Origin of the sequence: Streptomyces sp. NA02950, assembly GCF_013364155.1 — a bacterium.
Lineage (GTDB): Bacteria > Actinomycetota > Actinomycetes > Streptomycetales > Streptomycetaceae > Streptomyces.
Window position 1 is genome coordinate 8542207 of record NZ_CP054916.1, and the last position, 21480, is coordinate 8563686.

A 21480-nucleotide genomic window follows, 5' to 3' on the forward strand; every position below is an offset into this window, starting at 1 on the left:
CTAGCGTGAGGAAAACGTGAGGAATAAAGCTGCCGGCCGAAAGTGAGATGCGTGGATGAACGGCTCCGGTTCCGAATCAGCACTGGCCCGAATGCTGGCCGCGACCGCGCCGTCGGAACACCGCAGGGTGGTTCTCGACCTGGTGCACGCCCAGGTGACGGCGGCGCTCCGGGCCGTGCGCCCCGAGACCACCGGTCTGCCGGACATGCGGCTTCCGTTCGCCGATCTGGGGCTCGACTCACTGGCCGCGGTCGATCTGCACCGCAGGCTCGGCGAGGAGACCGGGCTCGACCTTCCGGTCACCGTCGCCTATGACTGCCCGACCCCCGACGCGCTCGCCGACCGGCTGCTCACCGGAGCCCTGGGCACCGCGGCGCTCCCGCCGCCGGAGCCGGAGACCGCCGGCCCGGCCGACGAACCCGTGGCCGTCGTGGGCATCGGCTGCCGCTTCCCCGGCGGCATCCACTCACCCGACGCCCTGTGGCGCCTCCTCGTCGACGGTGGCGAGGTGCTCTCCGGGTTCCCCGACGACCGGGGCTGGGACCTGACCGCCCTGTTCGACGAGGACCCCGACGCCCCCGGTACCAGCACGGTGCGCGCCGGTGGATTCCTGGACACCGCCACCGAGTTCGACGCCGACTTCTTCGGCATCAGCCCGCGTGAGGCGCTGGGCATGGACCCCCAGCAGCGCCTGGTGCTCGAAACCGCCTGGCAGGCCCTGGAGGACGCCGGGATCGACCCGACCGGGCTGCGCGGCAGCGCCGCGGGCATGTTCTTCGGCGCCGAGGTGCAGGAGTACGGCCCGCGGCTGCACCACGCCCCCGACGGGCTCGACGCCTATCTGATGACCGGCAACGCACCGAGTGTCATCTCCGGACGGGTGGCCTACGTCCTCGGCGCACAGGGCCCCGCGGTCACCGTCGACACCGCCTGCTCCGCCTCGCTGGTCGCCATCCACCTGGCCTGCCAGTCGCTGCGGCAGGGCGAGTCCACGCTCGCGCTGGCCGGCGGTGTCGCGGTGATGGGCGGACCCGGGGTGTTCACCGCGTTCAGCCGGCAGCGCGGACTGGCGCCCGACGGCCGCTGCAAGGCGTTCGCGGAGTCGGCCGACGGCACCGGCTTCGCCGAGGGCGTCGGTGTGCTCGTCCTGGAACGGTTCTCCGAGGCCCGCCGCCGCGGCCACCGGGTGCTGGCCGTCGTCCGTGGCTCGGCCGTCAACCAGGACGGGGCCAGCAACGGGCTCACCGCCCCCAGCGGCACCGCGCAGACCCGGCTGATCCGCCAGGCGCTCGCCAACGCCGGGCTGACCGCCGCCGACGTGGACGTGGTCGAGGCCCACGGCACCGGTACCCGGCTCGGCGACCCCATCGAGGCGGGCGCGCTGCTCGCCACCTACGGCCAGGACCGGGCCGGGGACACCCCGCTGCTGCTCGGCTCGGTCAAGTCCAACATCGGGCACACCCAGGGCGCGGCCGGGGTCGCCGGGGTCATCAAGACCATCCTCAGCATGCGTCACGGCCGGGTGCCCAAATCCCTGCACATCGACGCGCCCAGTCCGCACATCGACTGGTCCGCGGGCGCCGTCGCACTCGCCACCGAGGACCGGCCGTGGCCGGAGACCGGACGGCCGCGCCGTGCCGGAGTGTCGTCCTTCGGCGTGAGCGGCACCAACGCCCATCTCATCCTGGAACACTCCGAGGAGTCAGCCACCGCCGAACCCGAGCCTTCGGCCACGGCTGACGGCCCGTTGCCGTTCGTCCTCTCCGCCCGCGGTGACCAGGCGCTCCGGGACCGGGCATCCGGTCTGCTGCCCCTGGTGGACCACGCCCCGCTCGGCGACCTCGCCGCCACGCTCGCCACCACCCGCGCCGCGCTCTCCCACCGCGCCGTCCTGGTGGCCGGGGACCGGGACACCCTGCGCCGCGAACTGGAGGCCGTCGCCGCGGGATCGGCGGCCACCACCGGTGTCGCGGCCCCCGGCAAAGTGGCGTTCCTCTTCACCGGCCAGGGCAGTCAGCGCATCGCCATGGGTCTGGAACTCCTCCGTACCCAGCCGGTGTTCGCCGACGCCCTCCAGGACGTCTGCGCCCATCTCGACATGCAGCTCGAACAGCCCCTCGGCGAGGTGCTGTTCGGCCGTCCCGACGCCGCCCCCGACTCGTCCGAGGCCGCCCGGCTGAACCGTACCGCCTACGCCCAGCCCGCCCTGTTCGCCATCGAGGTGGCGCTCTACCGCCTTCTCGAGAGCTGGGGGCTGCGCCCCGACTACCTCGCCGGACACTCCATCGGTGAACTGGCCGCGGCTCATGTCGCCGGTGTCCTCACCCTCCAGGACGCGGCCATCCTCGTCGCCGCACGCGGCCGCCTCATGCAGCAACTCCCCGAGGGCGGCGCCATGGTGGCCGTCCGGGCGACCGAGGCCGAGGTGGCACCGCTGCTCACCGAACGCGTCGGCATCGCCGCCGTCAACGGCCCCTCGGCGGTGGTGCTCTCCGGCGCCGAGGACGAGGTGCTGGCCCTCGCCGGACAGCTGGCCGAACGCGGCCACGACACCAAACGGCTCCGGGTGAGCCACGCCTTCCACTCACCGCTGATGGAACCGATGCTGGCCGAGTTCCGCCGTATCGCCCACGTCCTGGACTACACCCCGCCCTCCCTCCCCATCGTGTCCACGGTCACCGGCGCCCTCACCACCGACGAACTGTGCGACCCCGAGTACTGGGTGGAACACGTCCGTGCCAGGGTGCGCTTCCACGACGCGGTGCGCGCGCTGGAGGACACCGGCGTCCGCACCTTCCTGGAGCTCGGACCCGACGGGGTGCTCAGCGCCATGGGCGCCGACTGCGCCACCGCCCCCGGCACCGTCTTCGCCCCGCTGCTGCGCCGGGACCGGCCCGAGACCGACGAAGCCCTCTCCGCCCTCGCCCTGGCACACCGTCGCGGGGTCCCCGTCGACTGGGACCGGTTCTTCACCGGCCGCGGCACCCGCCGTCTGGACCTGCCCACCTACCCCTTCCAGCGCAGGCGGTTCTGGCTGGACCAGGGACCGGCCACCACCGACACCACCGCACTGGGCCAGCTCCCCGCCGGACATCCGCTGCTCGGCGCGGTCGTGGCCGTCGGTGCCGATGGAGTGGTGCTCACCGGACGGCTCGCACCGCGCCACCAGCCCTGGCTGGCCGACCATGTCATCTCCGGACGGACGCTGTTCCCCGGCACCGCCTTCGTCGAACTGGCGCTGCGCGCCGGACAGCACGTGGGCGCGGGCGCGCTGGAAGAACTCACCCTCGGCGCCCCGCTGGCCCTCCCCGCCGACGGCGGGGTGGCCGTGCAGGTGGCGGTGGGGGAGCCCGACGACAGCGGCCGCTTCCCGCTCACCGTCCACTCCCGCCCCGAGGGCGAGGACACCGCCCCCTGGACCCGGCACGCCGACGGCGTCCTCGCCCCCGCCACCGCACCCGTGCCCGAGCCCCTGGACAGCTGGCCGCCGGAGGGCGCCCGGCCACTCGATGTGTCCGGTGCCTACGGCGACCTGGCCACCCAGGGCTATGACTACGGACCGGCCTTCCAGGGGCTGCGCGCCGCCTGGCGCCACGGCGACGATGTGTACGCCGAGGTCGTCCTGGACGAGGAGACCGCGGCGGGCGCTTCCGCGTTCGGACTGCACCCCGCCCTGCTCGACGCCGCCCTGCACGCCGCCGACCTCGACACCCCGCCCCGCTCCGAGATCCTGATCCCCTTCGCCTGGAGCGGAGTCACCCTGCACGCCGTCGGCGCGTCCGCCCTGCGGGTCCGGATCTCCGGCGCGGGCACCGACACCCTCACGCTGCGACTCGCCGACGCCACCGGCGCACCCGTGGCCGACATCGCCGCGCTCACCTCCCGCCCCGTCCAGGACGGCGCCGAACCGCTGTACACGGTGCGCTGGACACCCGCCGCCCGGCTCGCCGAGACCCCGACACCGCGGATCGCCACCTGGACCGGCGACCTGGACACCCTGCTCTCCGAACCGCTGCCCGACGCCGTGGTCCACCGGGTGGCCGACCACGGTGGCGAGCCCACCGCCGCCGCCCGGGCCGCCGCCTCCGAGGTGCTGCGGCTGCTCCGGAGCTGGCTGGGCGAGGAACGCCTCGACGGCACCCGGCTGGTGGTGGCCGTCACCCCCGGCCTGGCCCATGCGCCGGTGCGCGGCCTGATCCGCTCGGCACAGGCGGAACACCCCGGGCGCCTGGTGCTGGTGGAGCACGACGGCGACCTCTCGGATGCCGCGCTGCACGCCGCCCTGCGCACCGCCCTCGCCACCGGTGAACCCGAGGTGTCGCTGACCGACGGGGCCCCGCGCGTCCCCCGGCTGACCGCCTTCCAGCCCGCGCCCGCCGCCGCGCCGGACTGGGGCACCGTCCTGATCACCGGCGGCACCGGTGGTATCGGCGGCCTGGTGGCCCGGCACCTGGTACGGACCCACGGGGTGCGCTCCCTGGTGCTCACCGGCCGCCGTGGCCACGCCCCCGAACTGGCGGCCGAACTGACCGCGCTGGGCGCCGATGTGGCCGTGGTGGCCTGTGATGTGTCCGACCGCGACGCGGTGGCCGCACTGCTGGCCGACCACCCCGTCGACTCGGTGATCCACGCGGCGGGCACCGTCCACGACGGCGTGGTCACCTCCCTCACCGACGAACTGCTCGACGAGGTGTTCCGGGCCAAGGCCGACGGCGCCTGGCATCTGCACGACCTCACCCGCGACCGGCCGCTGTCCGCCTTCGTACTCTTCTCCTCCCTCGCCGCCGTCCTCGACGGTGCGGGACAGGGCAACTACGCGGCGGCCAACGCCTTCCTCGACGCCCTCGCCGACCACCGCGCCTTGCTCGGCCTGCCCGCCACCGCCCTGTCCTGGGGACTGTGGGCCACGGACACCGGGATGGGCGCGGCGCTCGACGCGGCCACCCTCGCGCGGATCGCCGGGTACGGGCTGCCCGGCCTCGGCGCCGAGCGCTCCCTGACCCTGTTCGACGCCGCCGTGCGTGCCGGTGCGCCCCGGGTGGTCCCGGTCGAGGTGGACGCCACCGCCGTACGGAAGCGGGCCGACGGCATCCCGCCGCTGCTCGGCTCCCTGGTCCGGCCGCACACCCGCCGGGCGGCCGCACCGCCGGCCCAGGAACCGGCCGTCGCCACCGGACTCGCCGCGCTGCCGCCCGCCGAACGGGACCGCACCCTGCTGGAGCTGGTCCGCACCGAAGTGGCCGCCGTCCTGCGGCACGACGGCGCCGCGGCCATCGACCCCGGCCGGGCCTTCACCGAGCTGGGCTTCGACTCCCTGGCCGCCGTGGAGCTGCGCAACCGCCTGGGCACGAGCACCGGACTGCGGCTGCCCGCCACCCTCGTCTTCGACTACCCCACGTCCACCGCCCTCGCCGAGTACATCCGCGACACCCTCTACGGCGCCGCGCGGGAGCCGCGGCCCACCGCCGCCACCGTGGCCGCGGCGGCCGATGAACCCATCGCCATCGTCGGGATGAGCTGCCGCTACCCCGGCGGGGTCAGTTCGCCCGAGGAGCTGTGGCGGCTGGTCGCCGACGGTGTCGACGGGATCGCCGGATTCCCCGCCGACCGCGGCTGGGACACCGACGCGCTCTACGACCCCGAACCCGGCACCCCCGGCAAGTCCTACGCGCGCGAAGGCGGTTTCCTCTACGACGCGGCCCGCTTCGACGCCGACTTCTTCGGCATCAGTCCCCGCGAGGCCGTCGCCATGGACCCCCAGCAGCGGCTGCTGCTGGAGGTGTCCTGGGAGGCGTGCGAACGGGCCGGGATCGACCCCGCCGCCCTCCGCGCCTCCCGCACCGGGGTGTTCGCGGGCGTCATGTACCACGACTACGGCAGCTGGCTGACCGAGGTGCCCCAGGACGTGGCCGCCTACCTCGGCAACGGCAGCCTGGGCAGTGTGGTCTCCGGACGGGTCGCCTACGCGCTCGGCCTGGAGGGGCCGGCCGTCACCGTGGACACCGCCTGCTCCTCGTCGCTGGTCACCCTGCACCTGGCCGCGCAGGCGCTGCGGCAGGGGGAGTGCGAACTCGCCCTGGTCGGCGGGGTCACCGTGATGTCCACCCCGGACACCTTCGTGGACTTCAGCCGTCAGCGCGGTCTGGCCGCCGACGGCCGCTGCAAGTCGTTCGCCGCCGCGGCCGACGGCACCGGCTGGGGCGAGGGCGTCGGCATGCTGGTGGTCGAACGGCTCTCCGACGCCCGCCGCAACGGCCACCGCGTGCTGGCCGTGGTCCGCGGCTCGGCCGTCAACTCCGACGGCGCCTCCAACGGGCTGACCGCCCCCAACGGACCGTCCCAGCAGCGGGTGATCCGCGCCGCGCTGGCCGCCTCCGGTCTCACCGCCGCCGATGTCGACGCGGTCGAGGCCCATGGCACCGGCACCACGCTCGGCGACCCCATCGAGGCCCAGGCCCTGCTGGCCACTTACGGCCAGGAGCGCCGCGACGGACGGCCGCTGTGGCTGGGGTCGATCAAGTCCAACATCGGCCACACCCAGGCCGCGGCCGGTGTCGCCGGGATCATCAAAATGGTGATGGCCATGCGCCACCGGACCCTGCCGAAGACGCTGCACGTGGACGCGCCCTCCGACCAGGTGGACTGGGAGGCCGGGGCGGTCGAACTGCTCACCGCCGCCCGGCCCTGGGAGACCGGTGGCTCCCCGCGCCGGGCCGGGGTGTCCTCCTTCGGCATCAGCGGCACCAACGCCCATGTGGTCCTGGAGGAGGCCACCGAACTCCCCGAACCGCCCGCCGGGGAGCCGCGGGAGGGCGCCGCACCGGAGCTGGTGGCGCTGCCCGTCTCGGCCCGCGCCCCGGGTGCCCTGCGCGGCCAGGCCGAACGGCTGCTGGCCCTCACCAACGTCGAACCGGCCGATCTGGGCCATGCGCTGGCCACCACCCGCGGGGTCCATCCGCACCGCGCCGTGGTCCTCGCCACCGACCGCGCCGAGGCCGAGGCAGGACTCACCGCACTGGCCAACGGCACCTCCGCGGCCGGTCTGGTCACCGGCTCCGTCACCGAGGGCGGTCTCGCCTTCCTCTTCTCCGGCCAGGGATCGCAGCGCCCCGGCATGGGCCGTGCGTGGTACGACACCTTTCCCGTCTACGCCGCCCACTTCGACCGGGCCGCGGAACTGCTCGGCAAGGGCCTGGAACGGCCCCTGACCGAGGTGGTGTTCGGGGACGACCCGGAGCCGCTGGCGCGCACGGAGTACACCCAGGCCGCCCTGTTCGCCACCGAAGTGGCCCTGTACCGGCTGCTGGAGTCCTTCGGACTGCGTCCGGACCAGCTGGCGGGCCACTCCATCGGTGAGTTCGCGGCCGCGCATGTGGCCGGGGTCTGGTCGCTGGAGGACGCGGCCACCGCGGTCGGCGCGCGCGGGCGGCTGATGCAGGCGCTGCCCGAGGGCGGCGCGATGGTGGCGGTGCGCGCCACCGAGGAGGAGGTCCTGCCGCTGCTGGACGAGCGGATGAGCGTCGCCGCTGTCAACGGGCCCCGTTCGGTGGTGGTGTCCGGCGACGAGGACGCCGTGCTCGGCCTCGCCGCCCGGTTCGGGAAGTCCACCCGGCTGCGGGTCTCACACGCGTTCCACTCACCGCGCATGGACGCCATGCTGGAGGAGTTCGGCGCGGTCATGGCGGGCCTGACCGCCCACGAACCGTCGATCCCCGTCGTCTCCACGCTCACCGGCCGCCCGGCCACCGCCGGTGAACTGGCCTCCTCCGACTACTGGGTCCGGCACATCCGGCACACCGTGCGGTTCGCGGACGCTGTCGCCACCCTGGAGGCCCAGGGCGTGGACACCTTCCTCGAACTCGGCCCGGACGCCGTGCTCACCGCGATGGGCGCCGACTGCGTCAGCGAGGACTCCGACGCGGTGTTCGTGGCCACCGCCCGCAAGGACGCCCCGCCGGTGCGGGAGACGCTCGGCGCCCTGGCGCGGGTGCACACCCGCGGCGCCGACGTCGACTGGTCCGCCCTCCACGGCCGCCGTCCGGCCCGCCACCTGGACCTGCCCACCTACGCCTTCCAGCACCGGCGGTTCTGGCTCGACACCCCCGCGCCCCGGGCCGACGCGGGCGGACTGGGACTCGCACCGGTCGACCACCCGCTGGTGGGTGCCGAGATCCGGATGGCGGGCTCCGGCGCCGTGCTGCTCACCGGCAGGCTCTCCACGGCCACCCACCCGGTGCTCGCCGAACACACGGTGTTCGGCACGGCCCTGCTGCCCGGGACCGCGCTGGTCGACCTCGCCCTCCGCGGCGGTGACCTCGTGGGACGGCCGGTGCTGGAGGAACTGACCCTCCAGGCGCCCCTGGTCCTCGACGGCGCCGTACAGATCCAGGTGGCCGTGGCCCCGGACGGCACCGTGGAGATCCACTCCCGGCCGGAGAACACGGCCGACGGTGCCGACTGGGCCCGTCACGCCGCCGGCACCCTCACCGAACGGACCGAAGAGCATCCTCCGGAGCTCGGCGCATGGCCGCCGCCGGGCGCCGAACCCGTGGACGTCGGCGGGCTGTACGACCGGATGGCGGACGAGGGCTACGGCTACGGTCCCGTCTTCCGCGGTGTCCGCGCCGCCTGGCGCCGTGGCGACGAGGTCTTCGCCGAACTCGAACTGGTCTCCGCGGCCCGCCAGGAAGCGGCCCGCTACGGACTGCATCCCGCGCTGCTCGACTCCGCGCTGCATGTGTCGTCCCTGCTCGACGAGGAGCGGCGGGCCGACGGCGAGCAGCGTACCGAGAACGGGGCGGGCATCGCGCTGCCGTTCGCCTGGACCGGTGTCACGCTGCACACCCACGGCGCGGCGGCGGCCCGCGTACGGCTGACCCGTCACACCACCGACGGCACCCGGATCGAGCTGGCCGACAGCACCGGTGCGCCACTCGCCTCGGTCGACTCCTTCGTCACCCGCCCGGTCACCGCCGACCGGCTCGGCGCCACCCGCCAGGACCCGCTGTACGCCATTGAGCCGACGCCCCTTCCCGAGTCCGCCACCACGGCCGATACGCGTACCTACGCGGTGCTCGGCGATGACGACCTCGGTCTGGGACATCCGGTCCATCCCGATCCGGCCGCGCTCGGGGACACCGTGCCCGACGCGGTGCTGCTGCCGGTGCGCAACTCCTCCGGGGACGACGACGCCCCCGCCGCCGTACGCACCGCCCTGGCCACCGCCCTGGAACCGGTACAGCGCTGGCTGGGCGAGGAGCGCCACGCGGCCTCGGTCCTCGTCATCGTCACCACGGATGACCTCGCGGGCGCCGCCGTACGCGGGCTGGTCCGCGCCGCGCAGTCCGAGGACCCGGGCCGGGTGGTCCTCGTCGACCTCGGCGGCGGAACACTCACCCGCGCCGCGCTCACCGCCGTCCTGGACTCCGGTGAACCCGAAGTGGCGCTGCGCCACGGTGGGTTGCACACACCCCGGCTCGTCCGTGTGCCCACCGCCGAGATCCCCGCAGAGGCCACCGGCCGCGACTGGGGGACCGTCCTCGTCACCGGCGGCACCGGCGGCCTCGGCGCGCTCCTCGCCCGCCATCTGGTCCGCCACCACGGTGTCCGCCGCCTTCTGCTCGCGGGCAGGCGCGGCCCGGACGCACCCGGGGCCCCGGAGCTGCTGGCCGAACTGACCGGACTGGGCGCCCACGCGGAGGCGGTGCGCTGCGACGTCGCGGACCGCGCCGCGCTGGCCGCGCTGCTCGCGGACCACCCCGTCGACAGTGTGGTGCACACCGCGGGGGTGCTCGACGACGGTCTCGTCGGCTCGCTGACCCCGGAGCGCATCGACACCGTCCTCCGCCCCAAGGCCGATGGCGCCTGGTATCTGCACGAGCTGACCCGCGACCGCGACCTCGCCCACTTCGTGCTGTTCTCCTCGGCGGCCGGAAGCCTGGACGCCGCGGCACAGGGCAACTACGCCGCGGCCAACGCCTTCCTGGACGCGCTGGCCGAGCGGCGCAGGGCCGAGGGGCTGCCCGCCCTCTCCCTGGCCTGGGGGCTGTGGGCGGGCACCGGTGGCATGGGCGCCACCCTCGACGCCCCCGCCCGGCAGCGCATCGAACGCTCCGGATTGGGCGCCCTCGACCCGGACCGAGGTCTCGCCCTTTTCGACACCGCCCTGCGCGCCGACCGCGCCACCCTGGTGCCGGTGGAGCTGGACACCGCGGCGCTGCGCCGCGCGGGCGACGCCGTGCCCCCGGTGCTGCGCGCCCTGGCCGGGCCCCGCCCGGACCGCCGCGCCGGAGCGAACCGTTCACTGGCCGACCGGCTGCGGGCACTGCCCGCCGCCGACCACGAGCACACCGTGCTGGACGTGGTGCGCACCGAGGTCGCCGCGGTGCTCGGCCACGACGGGCCCACCTCCATCGAACCCAAACGTGCCTTCACCGAGCTGGGTTTCGACTCGCTCGCCGCGGTGGAGCTGCGCAACCGGCTCAACGCGGTCAGCGGGCTTCGGCTGCCGTCCACCCTCGTCTTCGACTACGCGACCCCCGCGGCACTGGCCGGTCATCTGCTCGCCACCGTGCTGCGGGACACCCGCGCCCAGGACCCGGCCCAGGAGACCGACGACGCGCGGGTGAGCGAGCTGCTGGCGGCCATCCCGGTCGCCCGTATCCGGGAGGCCGGGCTCCTGGACACCCTGCTGAGCCTGTCCGAACCCCGCGCACAGAAGACGGCGCCCGACGACCGGTCCCTGGACATCAAGACCATGGCCGTCGCCGACCTCGTCCGCGCCGCCCTCGACCACAGCGCCGCCAACTGAGCGACGCCGCCCAGCAACCAGGCCCGCCCGGCAATCAGGCGGCCGAGCCATCGGCGCCGCCACGCACTCAGGGAGCGACACAGACCGTGGATACATCCGTCGAGCAGATCGTCGAGGCGCTGCGCGAGTCCTTGCTCGAGAACGAACGGCTCCGCAACCAGCACGCGAAGATCACCGCGGCGGCGGAGGAGCCCATCGCCGTCGTGGCGATGAGCTGCCGCTACCCCGGTGGCGTCAGCTCGCCCGAGCAGCTGTGGAACCTCGTCGACCACGGGGTGGACGCCGTCGGGGACTTCCCCGCCGACCGGGACTGGGACGTGGACGGCCTCTACGACCCGGACCCCGACACCCCCGGCAAGACCCATGTGCGCGAGGGCGGGTTCCTCTACGACGCACCGCGCTTCGACGCCGCGTTCTTCGGTATCTCGCCGCGCGAGGCCATCGCGATGGACCCGCAGCAGCGGCTGCTGCTGGAGACCTCCTGGGAGGTGTTCGAGCGGGCGGGCATCGATCCGCACACCGTACGCGGCAGCCGGACCGGGATCTTCGCGGGCGTCATGTACCACGACTACGGGAGCTGGCTCACCGAGGTGCCCGAAGGCGTCGAGGGCTACCTCGGCAACGGCAACCTCGGCAGTGTCGCCTCCGGCCGGGTCTCCTACACCCTGGGCCTGGAGGGCCCCGCGGTCACCGTGGACACCGCCTGCTCGTCCTCGCTGGTCGCCCTGCACCTCGCGGTGCAGTCGCTGCGCCAGGGCGAATGCGGGCTCGCCCTGGCCGGCGGGGTCACGGTGATGTCCACCCCTGACACCTTCGTGGACTTCAGCCGTCAGCGCGGGCTCGCCCTGGACGGCCGCTGCAAGTCGTTCGCCGCGTCGGCCGACGGCACCGGCTGGGGCGAGGGCGTCGGCATGCTGCTGCTGGAGCGGCTCTCCGACGCCACCCGCAACGGCCATCCGGTGCTCGCCCTGGTCCGGGGCAGCGCCACCAACCAGGACGGCGCCTCCAACGGACTGACCGCCCCCAACGGCCCGTCCCAGCAACGGGTGATCCGCCAGGCGCTCGCCAACGCCCGGCTCGCCGCCCACCAGGTGCACGCCGTCGAAGCACACGGCACCGGCACCCCGCTCGGCGACCCCATCGAGGCACAGGCCCTGCTGGCCACCTACGGCCAGGACCGGGCCGACGGCGAACCGCTGTGGCTGGGCTCGGTGAAGTCCAACATCGGCCACACCCAGGCGGCCGCGGGCGTGGCCGGGGTGATCAAGATGGTCATGGCGATGCGCCACGGCAGACTGCCCCGGACGCTCTTCGCGGAGGAACCCACCCCCCAGGTCGACTGGGCCTCCGGAGCCGTCGAACTGCTCAGCGAGGCACGTCAGTGGCCGCGCACCGCCGAACCCCGCCGGGCGGCGGTGTCCTCGTTCGGCATCAGCGGCACCAACGCCCATGTGATCGTGGAGGCCGCACCGGAGCCCGAACCCCGTGACCGGGAGCCCGCGTGGACCGGGCCGCTGCCGCTGGTGCTCTCCGGCAAGGGCGAACAGGGTCTGGCGGCCCAGGCGCGGCAGCTCCTCGGCCACCTCACCGACGCCCCCGTTCCGGACCTCGCCCACTCCCTGGCCACCACCCGCGCCGCACTCGACCACCGCGCCGTGGTCATCGGCGCCGACCCGGACACCCTGACCGCCGGGCTGACGGCCCTCGCCGAGGGCACCGCCGTACCCCAGCTCGTCCAGGGCGTCCCCGGCGACCTCTCCCGTATCGCCTTCGTCTTCCCCGGACAGGGCTCGCAGTGGACCGGCATGGCCGCCGAACTGCTCGACGGCTCACCCGTGTTCGCCGCGAAGATGGCCGAGTGCGCCGAAGCGCTCGCCCCCGTCGTCGACTGGGATCTGCTGGAGACCGTCCGCGGTGCCCGGCCGCTGGACCGGGTGGACGTGGTCCAGCCCGTGCTCTGGGCCGTCATGGTGTCGATGGCCGAGCTGTGGCGCTCGCACGGAGTGCGGCCCGCCGCCGTGATCGGCCACTCCCAGGGCGAGATCGCCGCCGCGTGCGTGGCCGGGGCGCTCTCCCTGGCCGACGGCGCCCGGGTGGTGGCACTGCGCAGCCTCGCCATCGCCGAGGAGCTGTCGGCGCGCGGCGGCATGATGTCGGTGGCGCTCCCGGAGGAGCGGGCCCGCGAATGGCTCGCCCCGTACGAGGGCCGGATCTCGCTGGCCGCCGTCAACGGCGCCTCCTCCGTGGTCCTCTCCGGTGACGCCGACGCCCTCGACGAACTGCGCGACGCCCTGGTGGCCGACGGCGCCCGCGCCAAACGGCTCCCCGTGGACTACGCCTCGCACGCCGCCCAGGTCGAGTCGATCCGCGAACGGCTGCTGACCGAGCTCGCCGGGGTCCGGGGCCGCACCGCCGAGGTGCCGTTCTACTCCACCGTCACCGGCGCGCTCCACCACACCGAGGACCTCGACGCCACGTACTGGTACACCAATCTGCGGCAGAGCGTGCTCTTCGAGCCCACCACCCGGGTGCTGCTGGGCGCCGGTTACGGTGTGTTCGTCGAATGCAGCCCGCACCCGGTGCTGCTGCACAGCATCGAGGAGACCGCCGACGCCGCCGGGCGCGAGGTGGTCGGCGTCGGCTCACTGCGCCGTGACGACGGCGGCCCGGACCGCTTCCTCGCCTCCCTCGCCGAGGCGTTCACCCAGGGGGTGCCGGTCGACTGGCGCCCGGTCTTCGACGGTCTGCCGGTGCGCCGGGCCGAGCTTCCGACCTACGCCTTCCAGCGAGAGCGCTACTGGCTCGGCCGCTCCCCGGCGGCCGGTGATGTCACCGCCGCGGGATTGTCGGCCACCGGACACCCTCTGCTCGGCGCCGCCGTACCGGTGGCCGGGGGCGGCACCCTGTTCACCGGCCGGCTGTCCACCGCCACCGCCCCCTGGCTCGCCGACCACGCCGTCGGCGGCACACCGCTGCTGCCCGGTACCGCGCTCGTCGAACTGGCCATCAGCGCCGGGTACGGCCTCGGCTGCGGACGGGTCGCCGAACTCACCCTCGAAGCACCCCTGACCCTGCCCGAACGCGGCGCGGTCCGGCTCCAGCTCCATGTGGCGGATCCCGACGGGACCGGACGGCGCGCCCTGACCGTGCACTCCCGGCCCGACGGCGACGACGACGCCCCCTGGGCGCGCAACGCCTCCGGACTGCTGGAACCGGACACCGCGGGGGAGGAGTTCGACCTCGCCGCCTGGCCGCCCGCGGGCGCCACCGCCGTCGCCGTGGAGGACGCGTACGACCGGCTCGCCGGACAGGGCTACACCTACGGCCCCGCGTTCCAGGGGCTGCGCGCCGCCTGGCGGCGCGGTGACGAACTCTTCGCCGAGGTCGAACTCCCCGTGGAGGAAGGCCGGTTCGGTCTGCACCCCGCCCTGTTCGACGCGGCCCTGCACGCCGCCGCGCTCGACGACGCCGACGACGGCCCGGCCCACCTCCCCTTCGTGTGGAACGGCGTCTCCCTCGCCGCCACCGGCGCCACCGCGCTGCGGGTCCGTATCGCACCGGGCGGGGGCGAGGACACCCTGACCCTCCAGCTCGCGGACACCACCGGCGCCCCGGTGGCCTCCGTGGAAGGGCTGGTCTCCCGCGCCGTGGACACCGGCGCGCTGGCCGCGGCGACGGCCCGCACGGACGACCTCTTCCGGCTCGCGTGGCCCGCGCTGCCGGTGGCGGAGCGGACCACGGCGGACCACACGGTGTTCGGTGAGCACCTTCTCGGCACCTCCGGCCCGCTGCCCGCGTACACCGTCCTTCCCCTGACCGGAACCCCCGGCCACGACGCGGACACCGAGCCCGGCGCGGACCCCGTCACCGGCACCCGGGACGCCACCGGCCGGGTGCTCGCGGCACTGCGCCAGTGGCTGGACAGCGACCGCACCGACGGCTCCCGGCTGCTGGTGCTCACCCACGGGGCCGTGGCCGTGACCGGCGACGACACGGTGACCGACCTCGCGGGCGCCGCCGTGTGGGGGCTGGTCCGGGCCGCCCAGGCCGAACACCCCGACCGGTTCGTGCTCGTCGACGCGGACACCACCCCCGAGGAGGCGGTGACGGCCGCCGCGTCCAGTGGTGAGCCCCAACTCGCCCTGCGCCACGGCACCGTCCACGTCCCCCGGATGACACGGGCGCGGCACACCCCCGCCACCCCCGCCACCCCCGCCTTCGACCCTGACGGCACCGTTCTGATCACCGGTGGCACCGGGGTGCTCGGCTGCCTCCTCGCCCGCCACCTCGTCGACACCCACGGGGTGCGCCACATGATCCTCGCCGGCCGTGGCGGCACCGCGGCGGAGGACCTCGGCGACCTCGACGCGGAGATCACCGTCGTCCGGTGCGACGCCGCCGACCCCGGTCAACTCGCCGCGCTGCTCGCCGATGTGCCCGCCGAGCACCCGCTGACCGCGGTGGTGCACCTGGCCGGTGTCCTGGACGACGGCCTGGTCACCGATCTCACCCCGGACCGGCTCGACGCGGTGCTGCGTCCCAAGGTGGACGCGGCCTGGCAGTTGCACCGCCTCACCGAGGAGCTCGGCCTCTCCGCCTTCGTGCTCTTCTCCTCCGCCGCGGGCACCGTCGACGGCGCCGGACAGTCCGGCTACGCCGCGGCCAACGCCTTCCTCGACGGGCTGGCCCACCACCGGCGCGCCCGCGGTCTGCCCGCCGTCTCCCTCGCCTGGGGATTCTGGGAGCGGCGCACCGGCCTGACCGCCCATCTGACCGACGCCGACGTCGAGCGCATGGCCCGCTCCGGGGTCCGTCCGCTGGCCACCGAGGACGGCCTCGCACTGTTCGACACCGCGCTGGCCACCGAGGAGGCGTTTCTGCTCCCGATCGGCCTCGATCTGCCCGCGCTGCGCCGGGCCGCCGTCCTGCCGCCCCCGCTGCGCGGCCTGGTGCCCGCACCGGCCCGGCGGACGGCCGCGGGCCGCGCGGAGCCCGGCGCGCTCACGGACCGGCTGGCCGGGCTGGCCCCGGCCGAACGCGACGCCGTCCTCCTCGAGCTCGTCCGCACCCATGTGGCAGCCGTCCTCGGCCACGGCCCGGACATGGTCCTCGACCCGCGCCGCGCCTTCCGCGAGGCGGGCTTCGACTCGCTCACCGCCGTCGAGCTGCGCAACCGGCTCGGCACCGCCGTCGGCCTCCGGCTCCCGGCCACCCTCGTCTTCGACTACCCCGACGCCCACGCCCTCGTCGGTCACCTCAGGACCGAACTCCTCGGCCCCGACGCGGAGGCGACGGCCACCGCACCGGCCGCCGCCACCGCGGCGCACGACGAGCCGGTCGCCATCGTCGGGATGAGCTGCCGCTACCCCGGCGGGGTCAGCACCCCCGAGGAGCTGTGGCGGCTGCTGGCCGACGGCGGTGATGCCATCGCACCCTTCCCCACCGACCGCGGCTGGGACGAGGACCTCTACGACCCCGAGCCGGGAAAACCTGGCCGGTGCTCCACCCGCGAGGGCGGATTCCTCTACGACGCCGCCGACTTCGACGGCGACTTCTTCGGTATCTCCCCGCGCGAGGCACTGGCGATGGACCCCCAGCAGCGGCTGCTGCTGGAAACGTCCTGGGAGGCGCTGGAGCGCGCCGGAATCGACCCCCGATCGGTGCGCGGCAGCCGCACCGGCGTGTTCACCGGCATCATGTACCACGACTACGGCAGCAGGCTCCGCAATGCGCCCGAGGCGGTACGCGACTACCTGGGCAACGGCAGCCTCGGCAGCGTCGCCTCCGGCCGGGTGGCCTACACCCTGGGCCTGGAGGGGCCGACCCTCACCGTCGACACCGCCTGCTCCTCCTCGCTGGTGGCGCTGCATCTGGCGGCCCAGGCGCTGCGGCAGGGGGAGTGCGAACTCGCCCTGGCGGGCGGCGCCTCCGTGATGTCCACCAGTGACACGTTCGTGGACTTCAGCAGGCAGCGCAACCTCGCCGCGGACGGCCGGGCCAAGTCCTTCGCGGACGGCGCCGACGGCACCGCGCTCTCCGAGGGCGTGGGCATCCTGCTGCTGGAGCGGCTGTCGGACGCGCGCCGCCACGGTCATGAGGTGCTGGCCGTGATCCGTGGCTCGGCCGTCAACCAGGACGGCGCGTCCAACGGGCTGACCGCGCCCAACGGCCCGTCGCAGCAGCGGGTGATCCGTGCCGCGCTGGCCGGTGCGCGGCTGACCACGGCCGATGTCGACGCGGTGGAGGCACACGGCACCGGCACCACGCTCGGCGATCCGATCGAGGCGCAGGCGCTGCTGGCCACGTACGGCCAGGGCCGCGACCCCGAACGGCCGCTGTGGCTGGGCTCGGTGAAGTCCAATATCGGCCACACCCAGGCCGCCGCCGGTGTCGCGGGCGTCATCAAGATGGTGATGGCGATGCGCCACGCCACGTTGCCGCGGACGCTCCATGTCGACGAGCCGTCCCGACAGGTGGACTGGACGGCGGGGGAGGTGCGGCTGCTGACCGAGGAGCGGGCGTGGCCCGAGACCGGCCGTCCGCGCCGCGCCGCGGTGTCCTCCTTCGGTATCAGTGGCACCAACGCCCACGCCATCCTCGAACAGGCCCCCGCCGACGAGCCGGAGGACACCACCCCGCCGCGGACTTCCCCGCCCCTGCTGCCCGTCCTGGTGTCCGGCGCCACCCCCGAGGCCCTGGCCGCCCAGGCCGACCGGCTGCGCACCCTCGAGGACATCTCCGTCCCCGATCTCGCCCACTCCCTCGCCACCGGCCGCGCCGCCCTCACCCACGGCGGCGCCGTGATCGCCCGCGACCGCGATGAACTGGCCGCCGGGCTCACCGCGCTGGCCACCGGTGCCACCGCCGACACCGTCGTCCGCGGCAAACAGGGCGCCGGACGGCTCGCGTTCCTCTTCACCGGGCAGGGCGCCCAGCGCCCCGGTGCGGGACAGGAGCTGGCCACCGCCTTCCCGGTGTACCGGCAGGCGCTGGACGAGGTCTGCGACCGGCTCGACGCCCATCTGGACCGGCCGCTGCGCGAGGTGATGTTCGCCGGACCGGACGCCCCCGAGGCCGCGCTGCTGGACCGTACGCAGTACACCCAGTGCGCCCTGTTCGCCGTCGGGACGGCGCTGTTCCGGCTCCTGGAGTCGTGGGGCGTCCGGCCGGACCACCTCGCCGGACACTCCATCGGCGAGCTGACCGCCGCGCATGTCGCGGGCGTCCTCACCCTGGACGACGCCGCCCGGCTGGTGGCCGCCCGCGGCCGGCTGATGCAGGGCCTGCCCGCCGGTGGCGCCATGCTCGCGATCGACGCCACTGAGGAGGAGGTGATCCCGCGGCTGGGCCCGGAGGTGGGCATCGCCGCAGTCAACGGCCCCACCGCCGTGGTGGTGTCCGGCACCGAGGCCGCGGTGGCCGCCGTCGAGGCCGCCTTCGAGGGCCGCAGGACCAAGCGGCTGAAGGTCAGCCACGCCTTCCACTCACCGCTGATGGACCCGATGCTGGAGGAGTTCGAGGCGGTGGCGCGGGAGCTGCGGTTCGCCCCGCCCGCCATTCCGATCGTGTCCAACCTCACCGGCCGGCCGGCCGACCCGGACGAGCTGACCTCCCCCGCGTACTGGGTGCGCCACGTCCGGGAGGCCGTACGGTTCGCCGACGGCATCCGGACCCTGGAGGACGAGGGCGTACGCACCTTCCTCGAACTGGGCCCCGACGCCGTGCTCGCCACCATGGGCACCCACTGCCTCGCCGACGCCGAGCGCTCCGTCCTCGTCCCCGCGCTGCGCCGCGACCGGGACGAGCAGGTCGCCCTCGCCACCGCGCTGGCCACCCTCCAGGTCCGCGGTGTTCCGGTCGACTGGCGGCGGGCCTGGGCCGGAACCGGTGTCCGCCGTGTCCCGCTGCCCACCTACGCCTTCCAGCGGCGGCGCCTGTGGCTGGACGACGGCCCGTCGGGCCCGGCCGACGCGGGCGGACTCGGCCAGACACCGGCCGGACACCCGCTGCTCGGCGCGGCCCTCGGCCTCGCGGACAGCGACACCCTCGCCCTCACCGGACGGCTGTCCCTGAGCACCCACCCCTGGCTGGCCGGCCATGCCGTCGCCGGGGTGGTACTGCTGCCCGGCAGCGCCTTCGTCGAGCTGGCCGTCCAGGCGGGCGACCGGGTCGGCTGCCCGCGTATCGACGAACTGACCATCGAACGCCCGCTGGTCCTGCCCGAGCGGGGTGCGGTGCTGCTCCAGGTGGTGGCGGGCGCCCCGGATGACTCCGGGCAGCGGCGGCTCACCGTCCACGCCCGCCCCGAGGTCGGCACACCCGCCTGGACCCGGCACGCCACCGGTGTGCTCGCACCGTCCGACGCGCCCGAGCCCGCCGCCCTGGAGGCATGGCCCCCGGCCGGTGCCCGGCCCGTCGACCTCAGCGGCACCTACGACCACCTCGCCGCACAGGGCTACGGCTACGGCCCGCTCTTCCGCTGCCTGCGCACCGCGTGGCGGGTCGGCGAGGAGGTCTGCGCGGAGCTGGCGCTGCCAGAGTCCGCCGCCACCGGCGGTTTCGGACTCCACCCGGCGCTGCTGGACTCCGCCCTGCACGCCATCGACCTGCTGGACGGCCAGGACCCGACCGTGATGACACTTCCGTTCGCCTGGGAAGGGGTCTCGCTGTACGCGGCGGGCGCCTCCGCCGTACGGCTGCGGCTCACCCCCGACGGCCCCGAGCGGATGACCCTGCGGCTGTTCGACGGTGCGGGCGCCCCGGTCGCCGAGGTGTCCTCGCTCCGTATCCGCCAGGTCACCGCCGAGCAGCTGGCCGCGGCGGCCCCGGACACCGGCGATCTGTACGAGGTGCGCTGGGAGCCGGTGACGCTGTCCGAAGGCGTTGATCGCGCCCAGCCGGCCCCGGAGGTGGTGCGTTTCACCCCGCGCGCCGAGGACACAGCGTCCGCCGCCGGGCTCGCCACCACGCTCGACGTCCTCGCCACGCTCCACAAGCGCCTCGCCCACGACGGCCACGCGACCGGGCGGCTGGTGGTGGTCACCACGGGAGCGGTCGGGGTGGCCGGTCCGCCCGACCCGGCCCAGGCCGCCGTCTGGGGACTGGTGCGTTCCGCCGCCGTCGAGTACCCCGGCCGGCTGGTCCTCGTCGACCTCGACGACGACCCCGCCTCCGAGGAGCGGCTCACCGCCGCGGTGGCCACCGGGGAGCCCGAGCTCGCGCTGCGGGCGGGAGACGTGTACGCACCCCGGCTGGCCGAGGCCGTCCCCGCGGGCGCGTTCCCGGAGCTCGACCCCGAGGGCACGGTCCTGATCACCGGTGGCACCGGCACCCTGGGCCGGCTGATCGCCGCCCATCTGGTCACCGTCCACCGGGTCCGCCATCTGGTGCTGTGCAGCCGCGGCGGTGACCCGGGGGACCTCGGCGAACTGACCGGGCTCGGAGCCACCGTCACCGTGGCCGCCTGCGACGCGTCCGACCGCGAGGCGCTGGCCGCCCTGCTCACCGGGATACCGGACGCGCATCCGCTGACCGCGGTGGTGCACGCCGCCGGAGTGCTCGACGACGCGCTGCTCTCGGCGCTCACCCCCGAGCGGGTCGAGGCGGTCTGGCGGTCCAAGGCGGACGCCGCGTGGCATCTGCACGAGCTGACCCAGGACCTCGACCTGGCGGCCTTCGTCCTGTTCTCGTCGGCGGCGGGCACCCTGGGCGCGGCCGGGCAGGGCAACTACGCGGCCGCCAATGCCTTCCTCGACGCCCTCGCCTCCCACCGCCGGGCCTCCGGACTGCCCGCCCTCTCCCTGGGCTGGGGGCTGTGGGACACCGACTCGGGCATGGCGGGCGGGCTCGGCACGTCCGAGCTGCGCCGACTGGCCCGGGACGGTATCGAACCGCTGCCGGTGGACCGCGCGCTGGCGCTCTTCGACCGGGCGCTCGACGCGCGGCCGGCCGCCCTGCTGCCGGTGCGGGTCCGGGCCACCGAGGACGCTCCGCCGCTGGTCCGCGGGCTGGTGCCGACGCCCGCCCGGCGCACCGTGCGGATCGCCCCCGTGGCGGTCGCCGAGAGCGGACCGCGGGGGCCCGAGGCGCTGACCGAGCGGCTGGCCGCGCTGTCGCCCGCCGATGCCCGGCTGCTGCTGGTGGAGACCGTCCGCGGCCATGTCGCCGGGGTGCTCGGCCACGGCGGTGCCGAAGCGGTGGACCCGGAGCGTCCCTTCGGTGAGCTGGGCGTGGACTCGCTGGCCGCGCTGGAGCTGCGCAACCGGCTCGGCGCGGACACCGGACTGCGGCTGTCGACCACCCTGACCTTCGACCACCCCAACCCCGGAGCCATCGCGGATCTGCTCTTCGCCGAACTGGTCGGCGACACCGCTGACGGGGCCGGGGCCGGGCAGGACGCCGAGGCCGAGGTGATCCGCATGGAGGCGGTGCTCGACACCGCGACGGTGGACGAGGAGACCCGGGCCCGGGTGGCCATGCGGCTGCGGGCTCTCACCGCGAAGTGGACCGGCACGGGGGAGTGGGACACCGGCGGGGACACCGATGAGGTCGAGGACGGGCCCGGTCTGGAATCGGCCACGGCCGACGAGCTGTTCGGCATCCTCGACGACGAGCTCGGCAGCTTCAACTGAGCGCCGGCGGGGCGTCCCGGCCCGCCGGGACGCCCCCCG

The 21480-nt window shown here is 75.0% G+C and carries 2 protein-coding genes; both read left to right on the forward strand.

Annotation, left to right across the window (positions count from 1 at the left end; all coding sequences use genetic code 11):
- Positions 1-55 precede the first annotated feature (55 nt).
- The gene (locus tag HUT19_RS36860) at positions 56-10810 is read left to right on the forward strand and encodes a type I polyketide synthase (protein ID WP_176184982.1); all 10755 of its coding nucleotides are present in this window, start codon (positions 56-58) and stop codon (positions 10808-10810) included.
- Between the two features lie 86 nt (positions 10811-10896).
- Positions 10897-21441: a type I polyketide synthase gene (locus HUT19_RS36865; protein WP_176184983.1), complete on the forward strand. Its 10545-nt coding sequence runs from the start codon at positions 10897-10899 to the stop codon at positions 21439-21441.
- Positions 21442-21480: the final 39 nt, after the last annotated feature.

Coding starts and splice junctions, on each gene's coding strand:
- HUT19_RS36860 (WP_176184982.1), top strand. CDS start 56: ATGAACGGCTCCGGTTCCGAATCAGCACTGGCCCGAATGCTGGCCGCG.